The sequence below is a fragment of the Alistipes indistinctus YIT 12060 genome, from assembly GCF_025144995.1.
In the GTDB taxonomy this organism is placed as follows: domain Bacteria; phylum Bacteroidota; class Bacteroidia; order Bacteroidales; family Rikenellaceae; genus Alistipes_A; species Alistipes_A indistinctus.
The window spans coordinates 2,777,658-2,797,898 of the sequence record NZ_CP102250.1 but is presented as its reverse complement, the minus strand read 5'-3'; the positions used below and the strand labels follow the sequence as shown (position 1 = coordinate 2,797,898).

Annotated in this window: 19 protein-coding genes and 1 tRNA gene; 10 read left to right on the top strand and 10 right to left on the bottom strand. The window is 53.5% G+C overall.

The features are described from left to right. Positions 1 to 508 precede the first annotated feature (508 nt). Positions 509 to 1,813, bottom strand: a complete 1,305-nt coding sequence (gene der / locus NQ495_RS11520; protein ID WP_009135109.1) for a ribosome biogenesis GTPase Der — start codon at positions 1,811 to 1,813, stop codon at positions 509 to 511. A gap of 228 nt (positions 1,814 to 2,041) precedes the next feature. Beyond that, the gene (locus tag NQ495_RS11515; RefSeq protein WP_009135110.1) at positions 2,042 to 3,943 is read right to left on the bottom strand and encodes a DUF4954 family protein; all 1,902 of its coding nucleotides are present in this window, start codon (positions 3,941 to 3,943) and stop codon (positions 2,042 to 2,044) included. A 278-nt stretch (positions 3,944 to 4,221) separates the two neighbouring features. Between NQ495_RS11515 and NQ495_RS11510 the strand changes: the two genes are divergently transcribed. The 4 genes from NQ495_RS11510 to NQ495_RS11495 all read left to right on the top strand — a co-directional run bounded on the left by NQ495_RS11510 (position 4,222) and on the right by NQ495_RS11495 (position 8,930). Then, entirely contained in the window at positions 4,222 to 5,151 is a 930-nt protein-coding gene (locus NQ495_RS11510) for a hypothetical protein (protein WP_009135111.1), read from the top strand. A 182-nt stretch (positions 5,152 to 5,333) separates the two neighbouring features. Beyond that, positions 5,334 to 6,731: an asparagine--tRNA ligase gene (asnS, locus tag NQ495_RS11505; protein ID WP_009135112.1), complete on the top strand. Its 1,398-nt coding sequence runs from the start codon at positions 5,334 to 5,336 to the stop codon at positions 6,729 to 6,731. A gap of 116 nt (positions 6,732 to 6,847) precedes the next feature. Next, positions 6,848 to 8,272: an RNA polymerase factor sigma-54 gene (gene rpoN, locus NQ495_RS11500; RefSeq protein WP_009135113.1), complete on the top strand. Its 1,425-nt coding sequence runs from the start codon at positions 6,848 to 6,850 to the stop codon at positions 8,270 to 8,272. 13 nt (positions 8,273 to 8,285) lie between these two features. Continuing rightward, on the top strand, positions 8,286 to 8,930 hold the full coding sequence (locus NQ495_RS11495; protein WP_009135114.1) for a hypothetical protein: 645 nt from the start codon (positions 8,286 to 8,288) through the stop codon (positions 8,928 to 8,930). 442 nt (positions 8,931 to 9,372) lie between these two features. Here NQ495_RS11495 and NQ495_RS11490 read toward each other — a convergent pair whose 3' ends face one another. From NQ495_RS11490 to ruvX, 3 genes are all read right to left on the bottom strand, one after another. Beyond that, positions 9,373 to 10,062: an HAD family hydrolase gene (locus NQ495_RS11490; RefSeq protein ID WP_009135115.1), complete on the bottom strand. Its 690-nt coding sequence runs from the start codon at positions 10,060 to 10,062 to the stop codon at positions 9,373 to 9,375. 4 nt (positions 10,063 to 10,066) lie between these two features. Beyond that, positions 10,067 to 10,624: a peptide deformylase gene (gene def, locus NQ495_RS11485; protein WP_009135116.1), complete on the bottom strand. Its 558-nt coding sequence runs from the start codon at positions 10,622 to 10,624 to the stop codon at positions 10,067 to 10,069. Positions 10,625 to 10,742: 118 nt separating this feature from the next. After that, positions 10,743 to 11,159 carry a Holliday junction resolvase RuvX gene (gene ruvX, locus NQ495_RS11480; protein ID WP_009135117.1) on the bottom strand — a complete coding sequence of 139 codons (417 nt, stop codon included), beginning with the start codon at positions 11,157 to 11,159 and terminating at the stop codon, positions 10,743 to 10,745. Positions 11,160 to 11,335: 176 nt separating this feature from the next. Here ruvX and NQ495_RS11475 point away from each other — a divergent pair, with 176 nt between their 5' ends. The 6 genes from NQ495_RS11475 (at position 11,336) to NQ495_RS11450 (ending at position 16,308) form a co-directional block, all read left to right on the top strand. Further along, positions 11,336 to 11,986 carry an NAD(P)-dependent oxidoreductase gene (locus tag NQ495_RS11475; protein WP_009135118.1) on the top strand — a complete coding sequence of 217 codons (651 nt, stop codon included), beginning with the start codon at positions 11,336 to 11,338 and terminating at the stop codon, positions 11,984 to 11,986. Between the two features lie 327 nt (positions 11,987 to 12,313). Then, positions 12,314 to 13,384 carry an NAD(P)H-dependent flavin oxidoreductase gene (locus NQ495_RS11470; RefSeq protein WP_009135119.1) on the top strand — a complete coding sequence of 357 codons (1,071 nt, stop codon included), beginning with the start codon at positions 12,314 to 12,316 and terminating at the stop codon, positions 13,382 to 13,384. Positions 13,385 to 13,436: 52 nt separating this feature from the next. After that, complete coding sequence (locus tag NQ495_RS11465; RefSeq protein ID WP_009135120.1) at positions 13,437 to 14,639, top strand: DEAD/DEAH box helicase; 1,203 nt, start codon at positions 13,437 to 13,439, stop codon at positions 14,637 to 14,639. A 25-nt stretch (positions 14,640 to 14,664) separates the two neighbouring features. Next, a complete protein-coding gene (locus NQ495_RS11460) occupies positions 14,665 to 15,105 on the top strand; it encodes a cold-shock protein (RefSeq protein ID WP_009135121.1) in 441 nt (146 codons plus the stop codon). A 29-nt stretch (positions 15,106 to 15,134) separates the two neighbouring features. Continuing rightward, on the top strand, positions 15,135 to 15,464 hold the full coding sequence (locus tag NQ495_RS11455) for an RNA recognition motif domain-containing protein (RefSeq protein ID WP_009135122.1): 330 nt from the start codon (positions 15,135 to 15,137) through the stop codon (positions 15,462 to 15,464). Positions 15,465 to 15,690: 226 nt separating this feature from the next. Continuing rightward, the gene (locus tag NQ495_RS11450) at positions 15,691 to 16,308 is read left to right on the top strand and encodes a M15 family metallopeptidase (protein ID WP_009135123.1); all 618 of its coding nucleotides are present in this window, start codon (positions 15,691 to 15,693) and stop codon (positions 16,306 to 16,308) included. A gap of 186 nt (positions 16,309 to 16,494) precedes the next feature. Here the strand turns inward: NQ495_RS11450 and NQ495_RS11445 are convergent. From NQ495_RS11445 to coaD, 5 genes are all read right to left on the bottom strand, one after another. Next, positions 16,495 to 16,568: transfer RNA gene (locus NQ495_RS11445), tRNA-Arg, on the bottom strand. A gap of 204 nt (positions 16,569 to 16,772) precedes the next feature. Then, positions 16,773 to 17,870, bottom strand: a complete 1,098-nt coding sequence (locus tag NQ495_RS11440; protein WP_009135124.1) for a TlpA disulfide reductase family protein — start codon at positions 17,868 to 17,870, stop codon at positions 16,773 to 16,775. 134 nt (positions 17,871 to 18,004) lie between these two features. Beyond that, complete coding sequence (ruvC, locus tag NQ495_RS11435; RefSeq protein WP_009135125.1) at positions 18,005 to 18,610, bottom strand: crossover junction endodeoxyribonuclease RuvC; 606 nt, start codon at positions 18,608 to 18,610, stop codon at positions 18,005 to 18,007. A gap of 53 nt (positions 18,611 to 18,663) precedes the next feature. After that, complete coding sequence (gene lpxD, locus NQ495_RS11430) at positions 18,664 to 19,713, bottom strand: UDP-3-O-(3-hydroxymyristoyl)glucosamine N-acyltransferase (RefSeq protein WP_009135126.1); 1,050 nt, start codon at positions 19,711 to 19,713, stop codon at positions 18,664 to 18,666. Between the two features lie 55 nt (positions 19,714 to 19,768). After that, positions 19,769 to 20,239, bottom strand: a complete 471-nt coding sequence (gene coaD, locus NQ495_RS11425) for a pantetheine-phosphate adenylyltransferase (RefSeq protein WP_009135127.1) — start codon at positions 20,237 to 20,239, stop codon at positions 19,769 to 19,771. Between the last annotated feature and the right edge of the window lie 2 nt (positions 20,240 to 20,241).

The following is a 20,241-nucleotide window of genomic DNA, read 5'->3' as shown; positions in this document are numbered from 1 at the left end:
ATCAAAAAAAGCGCGCGGCTGCTTAATTAAAACCTCAAAAATACCTGAAGGTCAAATTCGGAATTACCACCTGAAGGGGCATCTCCACTCATGTCTTATGCTTCTACAAGCCCTCTCAATACGGACACGTTACACTCAGTTACACGACATGAGCGTCCATGCTTCTCTCCCCTCCACGCAAACCGGACCGACTGCCTTTCTGAGGACGATAACTAAAACGCTTTCTTTATCTTCTCTATGCCAAAGATAGAATAAATAATTTAAACGTTCAATATCGGTTCATAAATTTATGCGAATTATTTTCTTTTTTCACTGACACAACGCCAAAACAAGCATTATATCAAACACATACACATAAAACATCCGATTTCATCCCCTTCGGCACATCCGCAACGGAGATTTTTCCCGTTGAAATGAGGCTCGCAACTCATTTTCCCAATCGGCTTAATGTCAACAAAATAAAAAAGCGCGAAAAATTTCGCGCTGATCTATAATCCGAAAGTGTCCGTTATTTTTGCCGGAAAAATATCTGGAGTGGAACCCCGGTAAAATCCCACCGTTCGCGGATCTTATTCTCGAGAAAACGGCGGTATCCTTCTTTAATATATTGGGGAAGGTTGACAAAAAAGGCGAATGACGGCGTCGGCGATGCCAACTGTGTCACATACTTGATCCGTATATATTTCCCCTTGATCGCAGGGGGAGGTGTCTCCTCGATAATCGGCAGCAGGTATTCGTTCAACTGAGAGGTAGGGATTTTGCGGATTCGCGAATAATACACCTGCATGGCCGTCTGCAACACCTCGAGGATACGTTGCTTATTCGGCACCGAGGTGAAGACGATCGGCACGTCGCTGAACGGTGAAAGCCTGTAGCGGATGGCTTCGGCGAACTCCTTCATCGTATTGTTGTCCTTCTCGATCAGGTCCCACTTGTTCACAACGATCACGCACCCTTTCTTGTTGCGCACCACCAACGAAAAGATGTTCATATCCTGAGATTCGATCCCCTGCGAAGCGTCGAGCATCAGGATGCAGACGTCCGAAGATTCGATCGCACGCACGGAACGGAGTACCGAATAAAACTCGAGGTCTTCGGTCACTTTGGTCTTTTTGCGCAGTCCGGCCGTATCGATCAGGTAAAAGTCCATGCCGAACTTGTTGTACCGCGTCAGGATCGAGTCCCGGGTCGTACCCGCCACCGGCGTGACGATATTGCGCTCGGAATCGAGCAACGCATTGGTGAGCGACGACTTGCCCACGTTCGGGCGGCCGATGATGGCAAATTTAGGCAGCTCCTCGAAACCCTCCGCCTCCGAATCCTCGGGCAGGGCGGCGACCACGGCATCCAGCAAATCGCCCGTACCGCTGCCGCTCATCGTCGAGATGCAATACGGATCCCCCAAACCCAGCGCATAAAATTCATGCGAACCGTAAATCTGATCGTTGTTATCGACCTTATTGACCACCAGCAGCACCTTTTTCGCACTGCGCCGCAACAGGTCGGCAACCACCATATCCAGATCGGTAATTCCGGTGGCGACTTCTACCATAAAAATCACGACGTCGCTTTCATCGATAGCGAGCAGAACCTGCTTGCGGATCTCCTCTTCGAAGACATCCTCGCCGCCGAGGGCATATCCGCCGGTATCGATGACCGAAAATTCACGTCCGTTCCAGTCGGAAGTACCGTAATGACGGTCGCGCGTAGTGCCCGCCGTGTCGTCGACGATCGCCTTGCGCATGCCTACCAGCCGGTTAAACAACGTGCTCTTGCCTACGTTCGGGCGCCCCACTATCGCTACTATGCTCATATCAACTCTGAATCAGGATTTTTGCGCGCGAATCTCCGCGCGTCGCAAAGATACGGAAATTTTCTGCAAAAACCGATCCACGGCAGGTACGATTCGGCAAACACCCCATTCCGGACGCGCCATCCGGATATCCGCTCTCCATCAAAAAGACGGTTGAAGGTTCTCTGCCCGGTGTCGATTCCGCCGTAAATACCCATACCACGGCACCGAACCGCACCGGACAACGCATTACTTTTTCAAAACACGAATCGCGTCGCCGCGCACGGCACGGAAATCCGCATCGCGGTACTGCTCGGAATCGATGCCGTAGCCGACCGCCATCAGCGGAGCGAAATCGCGGCGGGCATCCATCTCCACTCCCGCAGCAAGTGCCGCACGGTCGGCTTCGCCCTGCGCGATCACCTGCCGCAAATCCCCGGCAGTAATGCGCACGGCGGATTTCTTCAACAATTTTTCCAGTGCATACACCGCCCACGAAGCGACCATCCCGGAATATTCCGTATCGAGCTTTCGCAAGTGCTGTTCCAATATTTCAAACCCGGCAAGCCGTCCCGCATCCACCTCGTCGAGCAATCGGTCAATGGCTGCCGAAGGTACGATCAAACCCGCCAGATCAATCCATTCGATCACTCCATCGGGCGGGGTTGCCAATCCGGCCGGTGCATCGTCGGGCAGAGCGGCCAAGCCGGGACCAGGCACGGTTCCGTGCTCCAACAGTTCCGATAGGTACCCCCTCAAAGACTGCGTATAGAGCAGCAAACCTTTGCGCAACGCGGGAGTCTTGATCTTCACCCGGTTCCAGGTCACCTCTTCGGCTGTCGGGTAACGTGCGAGCAGGAACTCGCATTCGTGTATCGCCCGGATAATTTTGCCCGCCGTATACGGAGTCATCAACTCATAGCGGATCAGGTCGCTCGCCACCCCGCGCCGCCGGTCGCGGCCAGGCCATTTGCGAATGTCGCGCGCCGTACCGTAACTGCGCAGGTTCATCGCCGGCAGCAGGTAGGAATCGCCCCGCTCTTCGATCAGGTAGGAGAAAGGCATGTAATCGGTATCGTGGTGCTGATAGTGCCGCCCTTTGACAATCGTAAAGACCCCGGTGCTGGCCGGCAACAGAATATAGGCATCGCTGCTGAACTTGCAACCGCGCAGGTGGATGCCCTGATGGACCGGACCGGACTTATACATGTGGTTGCTCTGGTTCGCGCCGCTGCCTGCATTGAAAAACGAGAAATACCCGGCGATCAGCAGCGTGGCCCGGTGATGCGAAACCGTGTAAGGCCCGGCAAACACGGCACAGGCCTCGCCGTGCGTACAATGGCTGTTAGCGAAGAAAAGCGAATGCTCGGCCGAAAATCCGTTTTCGATCACCACGCCTTCCCCCACAAAACAACTCCGCAGCATCGCCCCGGTATCAACCCGGGCCGAACGGGCGATGATGAAATCGCGTGCCGCCACCCCCGAACCTATGCAGGAAGGGGATTCCGCCGAACTGTTGATGGTTCCGTTGCTCAACGTGGAAGCACCATCCACAGTCGCGTAAGCGCCGATGCGCACATCGACCAGCGAAACGGTGTTCACCACCGAAGCAGACTTTCCGATATATCCCCTTGAAGAGGTTTTTTCCCGCACCTTACGGGCAACCATGTTTCGCAACCATGCGACCGTCTCCGTCCGGTGGCGGTACATCGCCATCACATAAGCGACCTGGGCAGTCAACTCATCGTAAATGGGAACCTCCCGGCCGCCGGCCTCGTTGATAGCCGAAACCTCGACCCCGTTGCCGAACGAACCGGAGCCCTCGCAGGAAATCTGGCCGACATTCTCGATCATCACCCCCTCCGCAATATCATAATTGGCGATATACCGTCCGACATTGTAAATCAGTACACCGTCGCCCACCGTACAATTATGCAAAGCCGCATTATACACGCCCGAACGCCGGATTACCCCTGCGCCGCACGCTATTTCGGCACCGTTACTGCCCAACTTCACTTCGCCGCTGAAAACGACATTGCGAATCCAGTCGGTGTGGAAACCTTCCGCCACCGTAATCCGGCTCCAATCCTCCGCCGTACAACCCTGCGCACTAAGCGCGGCAATTTCGCTATTCTGTAAATTCCTGTACATCTTTTTGCGTGTTTCCCGAAGACCTTATAAACCGGACATATTCTTTGCTGAACTGTCCGCGGGTGTCGACAAATCTACGATTTAATCTCTAAAAAGCCGATAAATTATCCTGCAAACCGGATAGGAGCGATCCGAATTAAATCATTACCTTTGTCCCGATCACCGCGCTAAAGAACGAAAAATATTTTTCCGTGCAACATTCGCGCAGGCAATAACATCTCTTAAGAGTACGTTTTTCGAAAAACTCCAACCGCACCAAATACAAAACCTCAACCGATATGAAAAAAATTTTCCTCCTCCTGGCATGTGTTGCAACTTTGAGTGCATGCAATACCAATACCGGCGGCGAAGATCCGCTAATAACCCGGTACAAACAGATCGGCGCCTTGTTTTATCTCGGAACGCTGAACCAGCTGGCTTATAACCTCGACCCCTTCGACATGGCATTCCGCCTCAACACGCTGATTACCGAAACCCAAAACGAAGGGGGATCGCTCGACGACCTGAATAGCAGTGCACTTAAAACCAGACTTTTCGGTGCGACTACAATTACCAAGGAGGGCCCCGTCTACACGCTGAACCTCGCTACGGTAGCACCGGACGACATTCGTTCGGGGACGATCCGGATCAATACCGCGGACGGCACCTTGAAAGACGGACATACCTGGACACTGTCTTTACCCAAAGACGAGCCTTATATGGTATCGATCGAAGGATACCTCGCATCGGTCGGCGCTGCTGATTATTCGATCACCGCCGAAGCGGAGAACAAGTGGAAAGTCTATCTCAACGGACTGGTCTGCAAGACAAAAAGCGAATCGGGAACGTCGGGCAACACGGAAGGTTCGAACTGGAGCGGCAACATGACCATCGTTCAGGTCGACAATCCCGGCGACCAAACGCTTAACGGTATTTCCACCTCGTCCTACACGGTAGAGATTTCGAATACCACCAAAGTGACTACGGCTTACTTCCTGGACGCAATTACCGTCCGGACGCTTACTCCGCTGACGTATTACTCGCCCAAGTGCAAACAGATGATCACCAACGGGAGCATGAGTATACACTTGGCAGAAAGCGAAGACCTACTCGATTTTGCCTACGCCAAGTGGACGCCGGGAACCGAAGACTGCAAACCGACTATCGCCCTCGATTACCACGGTGTCGACATTCCTGTATCGAGCGGCGGCGATAGTTCCAACGATTAAAATCAAACGCCACAACACATTATTTTCACCGGGCGGGAGGCTTTTCTCCCGCCTTTTTTATGCCCTGGCCCAACCATACCGGGGATTGTATACAGGCAAACAGCCAGAAAAGCATGCCGGAATGAACCACTTTGGAAAAAAATCGCGATATTTGTGAGTTCGCAAATCAAAACCGCAAACCAATGTCACAAGGAGGCAGAACCAAAATCGCAGAACTGTTGCAATCGACGCCCGCAGGCAGCGAGGTCACGGCCAAAGGCTGGGTCCGCACCAAGCGCGGCAACAAAAACGTAGCGTTCATCGCGCTGAACGACGGCTCGATCATCCATAATATCCAGATCGTCGTCGACGTCAACAAATTCGACGACGAATTGCTCAAACGAATCACCACCGGCGCCTGCATCCGCGTAACGGGTACGCTCGTCGAGTCGCAGGGTTCGGGCCAGCGGGTCGAAATCCAGGCGGGTGATATCGAAGTGTACGGCAGCGCCGATCCCGACACCTATCCTTTGCAAAAAAAGGGGCACTCGATGGAATTCCTGCGCGAGATCGCCTACCTGCGCCCGCGCACGAACACCTTCGGCGCCGTGCTGCGTATCCGTCACGCGATGGCTTACGCGATCCACAAATATTTCAACGACAGAGGGTTCTACTACCTGCACACCCCGCTGATCACCGGCAGTGATGCCGAAGGCGCCGGAGCCATGTTCCAGGTGACGACGCTCGACCTGAACAACGTGCCCAAAGACAGCGAAGGGCATGTGGACTACTCGGAGGATTTCTTCGGCAAACCGTGTAACCTGACCGTTTCGGGCCAGCTCGAAGGCGAATTGGGTGCGCTGGCGCTCTCGCAGATCTACACGTTCGGCCCCACGTTCCGCGCCGAGAACTCGAACACACCGCGCCACCTGGCCGAATTCTGGATGATCGAACCGGAGGTTGCCTTCTACGAACTGGAAGATAACATGGAACTGGCCGAGGATTTCCTCAAATACCTGATCCGTTATGCTCTCGACAACTGTAAGGACGATCTGGAATTCCTGACCAAAATGTTCGATGCGGAATTGATCGACCGGCTGAAATTCGTCGTCGAAAACGATTTCGTCCGTCTCGATTACACCGAAGGCATCAAGATACTGATGGAAAGCGGTGCAAAATTCGAATACCCGGTCAGCTGGGGCCTCGACCTGCAAAGCGAACACGAACGCTACCTGGTCGAAAAACATTTCAAAAAACCGGTTATCCTGATCAACTACCCCAAGGAGATCAAGGCTTTCTACATGAAACAGAACGCCGACGGCAAAACCGTACGGGCCATGGATGTCCTCTTCCCGAAAATCGGCGAAATCATCGGCGGTTCCCAACGTGAGGAAGATTACAATAAACTGCGTACAAGGGTAGCCGAATTGGGCATTCCCGAAAAAGATATCTGGTGGTACCTCGATACGCGGCGCTGGGGTAGCGCACCGCACAGCGGCTTCGGGCTGGGCTTCGAACGGCTGCTGCTGTTCGTAACCGGCATGGGCAACATCCGGGACGTGATCCCCTTCCCGAGAACCCCGAAAAACGCTGATTTCTAACGAGTGGCACAATTATTGAAAGCCCACCTTGAAGGTGGGCTTTTTTTATACCGAGGATTTACTATCTTTGTTGTAATAGCTCTAAACTATCTAATCATCCTATCAAAAACTAAACTATGACAGCCATATCCCAACGACAGGTGCAAAAGATGCTGCAAAAACTCTCCCCGCAGCAAATCCAAATGATAAAACTACTCGAACTGCCGGCCCTTCAACTCGAACAGCGCATCAAACAGGAGATCGAAGAGAACCCTGTACTCGAAGAAGAGGAATCGGCAGACGAAGAACAGGAAGCCAAAGAGGTGTCTGTTGAGGAATATTTTGCCGAAGACGATACGCCCAGCTACAAATACCGGATCAACAACTATTCGAAAGACGATGAGAAACGACCGGTCTATATCTCCGAAGGCGTTTCGTTTCACGAAAGCCTCATCCAGCAACTCGGATTCAAGAACCTCGGCGAACACGACCAGACCCTGGCCAAATACCTGATCGGGAGTATCGACGAAGACGGTTACCTGCGCCGCGACCTGAATTCCATCGCCGACGACATCGCGTTCAGCCTCGGCATCGAAACCGACGAACAGGAGTTGGAAAAGCTCCTGAAGGTCATCCACGAACTGGAACCTGCGGGGGTGGGCGCCCGCAACCTGCAGGAGTGCCTGCTGCTCCAGTTGGGCTCGATCCCCGATCATACCCCGGAACAGCAGATGGCGATGAAGATCCTGACCAACTATTTCGACGAATTTACCAAGAAGCATTACGAAAAACTGATGTCGCGCCTCGGTGTCGACGAGGATCAGTTCCGGAATGCAATCGAAGAGATCATCCGCCTTTCGCCCAAACCGGGCAACCTGTACAGCGGGGGACGCAACGAGATGCAGCCCTATATCACGCCCGACTTCATTCTCGACTACCAGAACGGCATGTTCGAACTGAGCCTGAACGGAGCGAACGTACCCGACCTGAAGGTGAACCGCCGCTATGTGGAGATGATCCGCGGCATGGTGACCCGGGACGGCAAGCCGACCAACGATTCGGACAAGGAGGCGATCCAGTTCGTCAAAAACAAGATCGACTCGGCCAAATGGTTCATCTCGGCGATCAAACAACGGCACGACACGCTAATGCGTACGATGCAGGCGATCCTGGACTACCAGCGCGACTACTTCATCGAAGGCGACCAGTCGAAACTGCGTCCGATGATCCTTAAGGACATCGCCGACCGCACGGGCCTCGACGTCTCGACCATTTCGCGCGTGGTGAACAGCAAATACGTCCAGACGCAGTTCGGCATCCTTCCGCTCAAACAGCTCTTCTCCGAAGCGATGCAGACCGACAGCGGCGAAGAGGTCTCCTCATACGAAATCAAAAACATCCTGACCGAATGCATCGACCAGGAGGACAAACGCAAACCGCTGACCGACGAGGTGCTGATGGATATCCTCAACGGCAAAGGCTACCGCATCGCGCGCCGCACCGTAGCGAAATACCGCGAGATGCTCGGTATTCCGGTAGCCCGGCTGCGCAAACAGATTTAACCGTTTCTCCCCGATGGAACACGCACAAACCCTATCGACACCCACCCAATCCCTGACCCGGCTGAGTCAGGCGATCTCGCTGCTGCTGCACCCGCTGACCATTCCGCTCTGGGCCGGCATCCTGATGCTGTTCGGCAATACGCTGATGGCAACGATGCCGCTCAGCATCAAATGGTTTTTCCTGGCCGTACTCGCCCTCAATACGCTGGTCGCACCGGCTCTCTGCATCGGATTGCTGAGAGCCTTCCGGCTTATTCCGGACCTGCAGCTGTCCGAACCGCGGCAGCGGCTGATTCCGATCCTGATCGTGCTGTTGAGTTACGTGAGCTGCCTGATGATGCTCTCGGACGTGATGATGGCTTTTCTGATCCGCAGGTTCCTTTTCGCAGCGATGGGCTGTGTGGTACTGACGCTGATCGTAACGCCTTTCTGGAAAATCAGCCTCCACATGACCTCGATCGGGGGCTTGCTCGCCCTACTGACCGCACTGAACGCATCGGGATTGGGACAATTCCCGTACACGCTGGTATTGTTCATCCTGCTGGCGGGATTGCTCGGCAGCGCCCGGCTCTGGCTCGGGAGCCACAACCTCGCACAAATAGCGGCGGGACTGGCAGGCGGCTATACCATCGCATTGCTGCTGATCTTGTTCGTCTGAACCTCTGGCGTTCTCAGCCAATAAATGGCCCGGGACCCGTAGAACGGTCGGCCGTCACGCAGCGCTATCGATTGCTGTAACACAGCGTCAGAATCAATAAAACCCTTCCGGACCTTATTTCCGGAAGGGTTTATTTTGCCTTGGCACGGGATTTGCTTATTATCTTACCAGAATGAACTCCGGGATGCCGGATAGGAAAAGGCTCTATACCTTAACCGGAGAATGTGGCACAGATTTTGAAGGTTTCTATAGTAAAAGAAATGCCATTGCAGCAAACGGACACGGTGCCGCTTCGGAAACGAAGCACGCATGCAAAGGTTTCTTCATTTATTTAAGTTTGGGTTAGTAGTTTAGGGGTGAAAGTCCCCAAGGAGAGCAGGCAACCGTGAGGTTCCCTGCTTTTTCTATTGTTACAGGTTCCGCTCCCGGCCGAGATCCCCGATCAACTCGGCAGGTTGAAGACTGAGGTGTCGAACTCTGCGAAATCGATAATCACGTCATGCACGCCGGGAATACTCAGCATAAATTCGTGCTCCTCTGCAGGGGCAATGGCGATAATCCGGCCTATACCGGCCTGCCGGGCCGATTCTATACCCGAGAAAGCATCCTCGATCACCATGCAAAACTGGGGTACCACTCCGATCCGCTGCGCGGCACGCAGGTAGATATCGGGATCGGGCTTGCCTTTGAGCGTCCCGTCGTCATAGACGATCCGCTCAGGCTTAAACCAACGGTCGAGCCGGAACTGACGGATAAAAAAGTCGAGATTCGTCCGCCCAGAAGCCGTGGCGATCGTCGTGGGAATATGATGTTCGGTAATAAAATCGAGCAATTCGTGGACTCCCGGCGCCAAATGGAAGTTCACATCGTCTTCGAGGCAAAGTGCACGGTAAATTTGCTCTTTCTGCTCGACCAGGCGCCTCTCTTCGACCAAATCGATCTCGCGGCCCAGCAGGTACTCGAAAATCGATTTGCCGTTCCGCCCGTGTACATGTTCGTCCATCTCTTCCGGATCGAAAGGATGGCCGCGCAGGCTGAACGACACGGTATTCCACGCCTGCTCCTGCTTTTCAGTATCGAAAAAGAGCGTACCGTTGAAATCGAAAATAATACCGTCACAACGCAGTTCCATGCCGTTACTTCTTAACGAGTTTACACTTATAATGCGCTTTGAAATTCCCCTTGGTCATCCCGACCAGCTTGCTCTTAAGCAGCGTGCGGCGCAGGGGGGAAAGGTGATCGACGAAGAGTTTGCCGTCGAGGTGATCGTACTCGTGCTGGATGACGCGGGCGGCATAACCGCTGTACTCCTCGTCGTGCTCGACGAAATTCTCATCCACATAACGGATTTTAATACCGGACGGACGCATCACGTCCTCGTGGATCCCGGGCAGGCTCAGACACCCTTCGCTGAAACGCCATTCGTCACCGAAGCGTTCGTAAATCTCAGCGTTGATAAAAGTTTTCTTGAAATCGGCCAATTCAGGCTCTTCCTCGGCCCAAGGCGAAGCATCGACCACGAACATGCGGATGCTCTTGCCCACCTGCGGTGCGGCAAGCCCTACCCCATCGGCATCGTACATCGTCTCCCACATGTCGGCGATGAATTGCTGCAGGCCGGGATAATCCGGGGTAATGTTTGCGGCTGTCTTGCGCAGCACGGGCGAACCATAAATGTAAATCGGTAATATCATAAAACGTTTCTCTTAATATTCGTTGCCGTTCCAATTTCAGGCACCATCGCCTGCATGCCGGGAAAAGCCCAGAGATGCCGGATTCATCCGGCCTCCTTCCCCTCCTCACTCATCAGGCTCAGTGGCGGCTCTCCAAATACCCTTGCAGGATGATCGTCGCGCTCACCCGGTCCACCAATCCTTTGTCCCCGCGCCGCCGGCTCTTCTTCACTCCCCCTTCGATCATCGCCTGAAACGCGAGTTTCGAAGTAAACCGTTCATCGAACATCTCGATCCGCAGATCGGGGAACTCCTTTTGCAGCCGGGTGACGAACGGACGGATATACGTGTAGGAGTCCGAAGGAGTCCCGTCCATTTGGCGCGGCATGCCCACGACCACAGTTTCCACTCCGTTCGCGGGCAGGTATTTCTTCAGAAAATCCATCAGCGTATGGGTCGGCACGGTGTCGAGCGCCCCGGCGATCATCTGCAACGGATCGGTAACCGCGAGGCCCGTCCGCTTGCGTCCGTAGTCAATCGCCACTATTCTGCCCATCGTTTTCAGGTTTCGGTATGAGAGGAACAAAGGTACAAAAATAACGCTACTTTTTGAGCGATTATTTTCTCCGAACAAAATTAAGGACAATAACGCAGGGGTGGCAGCATCTTTGCGGATAGCATCCGGGAAGCTTCCGTTTGAGCACCTCCACTTCGACATAACAAACTGAAAACATGAAAAATATACTATTTATCGGAGCCAGCGGATTCGTCGGTTCGGCCATCCTGAAAGAGGCGCTGGAGCGGGGGCACAGCGTCACCGCCCTGATACGCGACCCGGCCAAATTGACGATCAGGCATCCCAACCTGAACGCGGTCTCCGGCAACGCCTCTTCAGCGGACGAAATCACATGCACGGCCAAAGGCATGGACGTCGTGATCAGCGCGTACAACCCCGGCTGGAAAAACCCCAATATCTACCAGGAGATACTCGCCACTTACCCGGCCATCATCGCAGGGACGAAACGGGCCGGTGTCGGACGTCTGCTCGTCGTCGGGGGAGCCGGCAGCCTGAACGTCACACCGGGCAGGAGTCTGATCGAATCGGGACAGATTCCGGCATCTTTGCTGCCCGGGGTCAAAGGGCAGGCCGAAGTATATTCGCGGTTGCTGATCCCCGAGAAGAAACTCGACTGGGTCTTCTTTTCCCCGTCTGCTGAGCTGTTCTCCGGCAAACGAACGGGTAATTTCCGCCTCGGGAAGGATGATCTGATCGTCGACGGACAGGGACAAAGCCGCATCAGCGTCCAGGATTACGCCGCAGCTATGATCGACGAGATGGAACACCCCGCACACCACCGGGAACGCTTCACCGCAGGATATTGACAACGTGCTGCTCCCGGCCACCGGAAGGGAGCGCGATGCTCCGGAAAACCGGCGGCCTCCGCCCGTTCAAAAATAAAAAGGGCGGAATTCCGTTATTTTTACAGAAAATAGGGTAAATGGAAAAATAATATTACCTTTGTCAAGTAAACAACGTAGGTTCATTCTGATCTTTATCTCCTTTGCATTGTCCCGGACGGGTCCGTCCGGTCTCTTTCATCGTTGAAATCGACCTTTATAAGCTTCCTTTGTTTCGGCAATCCGCTGCCCGAGTAGGTGTGTTACGCAAACTGAAGACGGCAGGTGTCAAATTTCAACGGTGTTACGGATATGAAATCATTTTTTATCGGCAAGTACGAAATTAAACTACCTATCATACAAGGCGGTATGGGTGTAGGCGTATCCCTCAACGGCTTGGCTTCGGCCGTCGCCAACGAGGGGGGAGTCGGGGTTATTTCAGCGGCAGGACTGGGGCTGCTTTATCCCGAATACAGAGGAAGTTACCCCGAAAAGTGCATTTACGGACTCGGTCAGGAGATCCGCAAAGCCCGCGAAAAAACGTACGGCGTGATCGGCGTCAACATCATGGTGGCACTCTCCAACTTCTCCGATATGGTACGTACGGCCATTGCAGAGAAAGCGGACGTGATATTCGCCGGTGCAGGACTTCCGCTCGATTTACCCTCCTATTTGACGACCGACAGCAAGACGCAGCTCGTTCCGATCGTTTCCTCTTCCCGTGCGGCGAGGCTGATTTGCGAAAAATGGTCGGCCAACTACGGGTACCTTCCGGATGCGATCGTCGTGGAGGGCCCGAAAGCGGGAGGGCACCTGGGTTTCAAAAACGAACAGATCGAGGACGAACACTACTCGCTGGAACACCTGATTCCGGAGGTGGTCGAGGTAGCCCGGAGTTACGCCGGGCGGAAAGGCATCCCGGTCATCGCAGCGGGCGGCATAGCGACCGGCGAAGATATCGCACGGTTTATGGCGCTGGGCGCATCGGCGGTACAAATGGGTTCCATTTTCGTCCCGACCGAGGAGTGCGACGCTTCGGTCGAATTCAAGCAAGTGTACCTGAACGCCCACCGGGAGGATATCCGCATCATTCAAAGCCCGGTAGGCATGCCCGGACGCGCTTTCGACGGGGAGTTCATCCGGAACGTGGCCGAAGGCAAGGAAAAACCCCGGTCCTGCCCGTTCCACTGCATCAAAACATGCGACTATACCAAAAGTCCTTATTGTATCATCAAAGCGCTCTACAATGCCGCCAGAGGCGACATGAAAAAAGGCTATGCCTTTGCCGGCGGCAACGCCTACCTCTCGGACAGGATCAGGAGCGTAAAGGAAGTGATCGAAAAACTGAAAGCCGATTTCTTCCTCTCCAAAGCCCTTTTATAAAGTACAAGCGGCTCAAATCATCAAAAACATCCGCACATGCGGAAACATTATTATGACATTTAACGAACTGAACATTGCAGAACCCATATTGAGGGCCGTCTGCGAAAAAGGATATAACGAACCTACTCCCATCCAGGAGCAGGCAATCCCGGTAGTTCTCCGGGGAAAAGACATTTTCGGCATCGCGCAGACAGGAACGGGTAAAACGGCGGCATTCGCCATCCCTATCCTGCAACACCTGCTGAAAAAAAACGAACAAAACATTGCTGCTGAACCGGCTTCCACCAATGAACCGGGTCGGGCCCGCCGCAACCGGAGAGGCCGGTCGCACGGAAAAAAAGAGTACCGCGCCATCAGGGCACTGATTCTGACGCCCACGAGGGAACTCGCCCTGCAAATCAACGACTGTTTTACCGACTACGGCAAATACACGGGACTGCGGCATACGGCGATATTCGGCGGGGTGAAACAGCATCCCCAGACAGAAAAGCTGCGCCAGGGCGTGGATATTCTGATCGCGACCCCGGGCCGGTTGCTCGACCTGATCGGACAGGACGAAGTGAGACTCGAAAGCCTGACGCATTTCGTACTGGACGAAGCCGACCGAATGCTCGACATGGGATTCATCGCCGACATCAGGCGGTTGCTGCCCATGCTTCCGGCAGAGCGGCAAACGCTTTTCTTTTCAGCGACCATGCCCAAGGATATCGTCGCCCTTTCGGGCTCCATCCTGCACGATCCGGCACGGGTCGAGGTGACCCCGGTCTCATCGACGGTCGATACGGTCGACCAGCGCATCTATTTCGTCGAAAAACCCGAAAAAAAGGGGCTGCTGATATCGCTACTGAAGCAAGAATCCGATAAATCGGTGCTCGTATTTTCACGGACAAAGCACGGTGCCGACAGCATTTCGCGTATCCTGAGAAAGGCCGGCATCCGGAGCGAAGCGATCCACGGGAATAAATCCCAGGGGCAACGCCAGCGGGCTCTGGGCGACTTTAAGTCGGGAAAGATACAAGTTATGGTGGCCACGGACATCGCAGCACGCGGCATAGACATCAACGAACTGAACATGGTGATCAACTACGATCTGCCCGATGTAGCCGAGACATACGTGCACCGGATCGGAAGAACCGGCCGTGCAGGCCGTTCGGGAACAGCCCTTTCATTCTGTTCCAAAGATGAACACGTGATGGTGAAAGACATCCAGAAGCTGACCGGCCGGAAACTGGCCACTGTGCAGTACACCGCGTAATTATTTATTAATCATAAAATATTAAATGGCAGGATCACAATCATTCGGAAAAAGAGAGAACGAAAAGAAAAAGCAGGCTAAGCGCCTCGAGAAACAGAAACGCAAGGAAGAACGCCAGGCAGCCGGCACCAGTTCGTTCGACGACATGATCGCCTATGTGGACGAGAACGGTAATTTTACGAACATACCGCCTGAAGAACGCAAAAAAGAGACAGTCAAATTAGAGGATATCGCCATCGCCACCCCTAAAAAAGACGAGATGGAACCCGAAATCCTGAAAGGCAGGGTCGAACACTTCAACGAGGCGAAAGGATACGGATTCATTAAAGATCTGGTATCGGCCGAGAAATATTTTTTCCACGTTTCGTCCGCACCCGCAGGTATTGCGGAAGGCAATACCGTCACTTTTGAAACGGAAAAGAGCGCACGGGGCATGAATGCGGTAAGCATAACATTGACAAAATAACAATACGATTCACTTAACAAAAACAAAAAATGAACATTTACATTTCAAATCTGAACTTCGCCACTAAGAACGACAGTTTACAGAATTTATTCGCGGCATACGGAGAAGTATCTTCGGCCAATATCATCACGGATCGCGAAACCGGACGCTCACGCGGATTCGGCTTTGTCGAAATGGCCAACGATGCGGAAGGCCAACAGGCTATCGATGCGCTGAACGATACGGAGTTCGAAGGCAAAGTGATCGGCGTGAATGTTGCGCGTCCGAAAACCGAAAGGAGCAACGGCGGGTTCAATCGCGGAGGTGGCTTCAACCGTGGCGGCGGCGGTTACAATCGCGGCGGATTCAACAGGCGATAATCAGAGTTCCGTTTCATCGGGTCAAACCCGACTGATAATCGGACTTAGGCAATCATTATGGGTCGGAATCGGGTATTCCCCGATTCCGATCTTATTTTGGGAGTATGCCTTCATTTATAAAATTTACAAACCCGGGAGCTCGCATTTGTTATATCATTTTTCTGTGTTTTTTCGATCCAAAAAACTTAATTTCAAGCAACGAATAAAGCCAAGAATCATACACCCGATGAAAAAACTGATCGTACTGTGTTTGGCAATGGCGGGAATTTTTCCGGCAGTACAGGCACAAACTGTCGTTATCGATTCGCAGGTCACGCTGGCCGAAGCTTTGGCGGGGTCTTCGGCTCCGCAAGAGGTACTGGATAGTCTGGCGATTGCCGATGTTGAGTATTATTCGTTCGACGGGAAACTCCACCGGGGACAAATCGTAATGCACAAAACCCTGAAGGAGGATGTTATCCACCTGTTCCGGTTTATGCGCAACCAACGGTTCCCAATCGAAAGCGCGATTCCGATCCGATTCGACAAACCGAACGACGGGACCTCCATGGACACCTTGAACAACTCTTATTCGTTTCACTACCGCCGAATCTCGACCTCCGGCAACGGTAGCAGATCGGTGCACTCTTACGGTATGGCTATCGATATCAATCCCTACAACAATCCGGCGGTTCTGGCCAACGGCAAGGTCATCCCCCAGGGAGGAACCTACGATCGCGACATCCCGGGCACCCTAGCCGACACATCGCCCGTCGTAAAAGAATTTATTCGGCTGGGGTGGACATGGGGCGGCAACTGGACTTCGCTCAAGGATTACATGCACTTCGAAAAGAAACTACCGTAAGCTATCGATGCATATCCAAACCCATCATCCAGCTTCTTCAAAAATATTGTGCGGGGCATTGTTCTCAAGACATATAAAAAAACTATCAGATAAGCTGAAAATCAACAAATTGCCGCATGGCATACCGAAGTAAAATAAAAAACGGTGCGGCTAGACAAGCCGCACCGTTTACGCAAATCGTTTTTGTGACACCGACAGGATTCAAACCTGTGACCTTCTGATCCGTAGTCAGATGCTCTATTCAGCTAAGCTACGGTGCCGTCCCTTTTGCGAGTGCAAATATAAGTTAAAAAATCTTTACCGGCAAATAAAAATCGCCGAAATTTTCAGGTTTTACCTCTCCGCATGCGATTGTCCCCGATTCGCCGGACCAAATCACACCTTCCATCCCCGGTACCAAAACCCTTCCCTGCGACACCGTGCTCCAGATAACAGCATGGTTAGGTGCAACAGATACGGAACCTTTACTCGTTTTTCCCGCTTTTTGAGGGCTTATTAAGCAGTTCGGCAAGTTTTGCATAAAGATCATTGCCCATCAGGTTGCGTGCGAGAATCGTACCGTCAGGACCGATCAGGATGTTGGCAGGAATCGAGCGGACCCCGTACATTTCGGCAGCCTTACTATCCCAGAATTTTAGTTCGCTGACGTGCTTCCATCCGAGATTTAAATCGGCAATACCCTTTTGCCAGGCCTCTTTGGTTTTGTCGAGGGATACGGCGTAAATTTCAAAGCCTTTCGGTGCGAATTCCTTGTAAACCGCTACCATATACGGAGATTCTGCACGGCACGGCGGGCACCATGAAGCCCAAAAATCGAGCAACACGTATTTACCCGGACCGACTACCGACGAAAGCGCCAGTTCTTTGCCATCCCTATCCGGTGCCGATACATCAGTGTAGTGCTGTCCGATCGAGGTCTTTTTCTGTGCATCGGCCATACTGGCAACCAGTTTCAGATACACGGACTGTTTAACCGGTTCGTCAAAAGCCGCCACAGCCTGATACAGTTCATCATAAGGCATGTAGTAAGAGAGTTCGCGGTAAAGGACATAGGCCGCTACCACGCTTCCCGGATTGGCTTTGACGAACTCCATGCGCCGGGCATTGATCAGTTTTTCGAGCGAGTCGCGGCCGGCAGGTGTCGAGACGGCTGCGGAATCGCTATAAAAGACCTCGCTGATGGAGTCGATATCAGCCCGGTATTTGCGGGCCATCTCTTCGCTGGCCGATCCCAATACGCTGATCCGATCCGGGGCATCGGCCGAACCGGTGATCGTAATGGGACTGTTCTCGAGGAAGAAACGCAGGATCGCTCCGTGTTCGGGCGTATCGATCGAAGCCAACATCGGGAGCGGTTGTTTACCGGTAAAGGAGAACGTGCCGTTAACCACCTCCGTAGAGTCGATACGTTGCGGCATTTTACCTTCGAAGAGTGTCAAATATACTTTTCCCGTCACTCCTGCGATCTCGCCGGTGATCGTATACCCTTCGCTTTGCGGCTTTTGCCCGCAGGCAAGAAAGATCAGCGCTAGTGCGCCGGCAAATAACAATTTGGCTTTCATACTTATTATATCGTTTATTCGTTCGGTGCTTTCGAAAAAAATGCGGGACGGCCGGAATAGCCGTCCGAAACATCTTTTAAAATACCAACGTTCAGCGGACTCTATTTATTTCCCTGCGGGCACTCGCTTGCGGCTCATTTATCGCCTTTTACCCGGTCAGGATGCGACGAAATGAACTCCGTCCAGCTTTTACTTGCCGTGCGGCCGCCGCCCAGCGCCTTTTTCAACGGGGAAGGGTCGACTCGAGCAATGACGGAACATTGAAAGTGGTGGCATACCGCAACCGCCAGTCCGTCGGTCGCATCGAGCCGTTTGGGCAACTCCTCCAATTTCAGCATGCTTTTGAGGATGGCGGCAACCTGCTCCTTCGATGCCGCCCCCTGCCCCGTAATCGCCTGCTTGACCCGGCGCGGGGCATACTCAGCCACCGGGCACCCCTTGCTCAGGGCGGCAGCCATAGCCACTCCCTGCGCCCGTCCCAGTTTCAGCATACTCTGTACGTTATTGCCGAAGAAGGGCGATTCCAACGCCACTTCGTGCGGGCCGTATTCATCGACCAGTGCACAAACCCGTTCGAAAATGTGGTGTAATTTTCGGTAAGGATCCTTCAACTGATGCAGGTCGATCACCCCGAGGATGACACAGCGCACGACACTGCCCCTCACCTCGATTACGCCGTAACCGGTGGTGTTGGTGCCGGGATCGATCCCGAGAATAATCTTTACGCCGGCTTTGCCCATGCGGAAACACTTCTTCTGCGATTTATGGACGCCAGCCATCGCTGGCGCGAAAACTACTCTTCGGCAGCCTGTAGGGCCTGCAACTGCTCGATTTTTTTCTCCAACTGCCGTACCTGGGCACTCAATTCGGGCAATTTGTGAAACACTGCGTTCGCACGGTGGAATTTGATCCCGGACATGATCGGGCTGCCCATATAGCCTCCCGGCTCGGTCACGTCCTTGGCAATACCCGACTGCGAAGCAATTTGTACCTTGTCCGCAATGTGAAGGTGTCCGGCGATACCTACCTGCCCGCCGAACATGCAGCTGTCCCCGATGTGCGTCGAACCCGCGACGCCGAGTTGTGCGGCAGCTACGGTATTTTTGCCGATTACGACGTTGTGGCCGATCTGGATCAGGTTATCGAGCTTGGTGCCGGTTCCGATCCGCGTCGATCCCATCGTGGCACGGTCGATACAGGTGTTCGCACCGATCTCGACGTTATCCTCGATCACGACGTTGCCCAACTGCGGGATCTTGCTGTATTCGCCCTTTCCGTTCGGTGCGAAACCGAAACCGTCGGCACCGATCACCGTACCGGCATGAATCGTAACGTTATCGCCCAACACGCATTCTTCGTAGATTTTCACCCCGTAATAAAGCGTCACGTTGTCGCCGATGCGCACGTTGTCGCCGATGCAAACCTGCGGGTAAATTTTAACGTTTTTACCGATTTTGACATTTTGTCCGATGACGGCGAACTCACCCACATAGGCATCCTCCCCCAACGCAGCGGTAGCGTCGATCGCGGCACGCTCGCTGATCCCCTTTTTCTGCGGTCTGTTAGCCGCATAGAGTTCAAGCAGTTTGGCGAAACAGCTGTAAGCGTCATCGACTTTGATCATCGTCGCCGGCACAGGTGCCGTGGGTTCGAACGATTTGTTGACGATCACGATCGACGAACGGGAGTTGTAAATGTAGTGTTCGTATTTGGGATTGGCGAGGAACGACAGTGCACCGGGCGCGCCCTCCTCAATTTTAGCCAGCGTCCAGACGGCCGCTTTCGGGTCGCCCACGATTTCGCCGCCGAGGAACCCGGCGATCATTTCGGCTGAAAATTCCATGCTTGTCTGCTTTGTTTTCGGTTTATCCGGAATCGGGCACAGCCCATACCGGGAATTACAGGTAATCTTTGATATTGATATTCTGCGGCATCAACGGCGTGGGATCTCCGCCGAAAGTGACCAGCTCACGGATCACACTCGACGAAATCGCCACATACTTGGCCGGAGTGAACAGCAGAATCGTCTCTACTTCGGGGAACAGCGTCTGGTTCACCTGAGCGATGTTACGCTCGTATTCGAAATCCACGTTGTTACGCAACCCGCGCAGGATAAAACGTATGCCCAACTCCCGGCAAAAAGCTCCGGTCAGCTCGGTATAAGTGCGCACCTCGATGCGATGGTTGTCCTTGTACAAATCGCGGATCAGCCGCACACGGTTTTCGGCGGTCATCAAACCGCGTTTTTCGCTATTCACTCCCACCGCGATCACAATGCGGTCGAACAACTCGAGGGCCTGGTCGACCACCACTTTATGGCCGAGCGTGAAGGGATCGAACGATCCCGGGAAAAGGGCTCTGCGTTCCATGA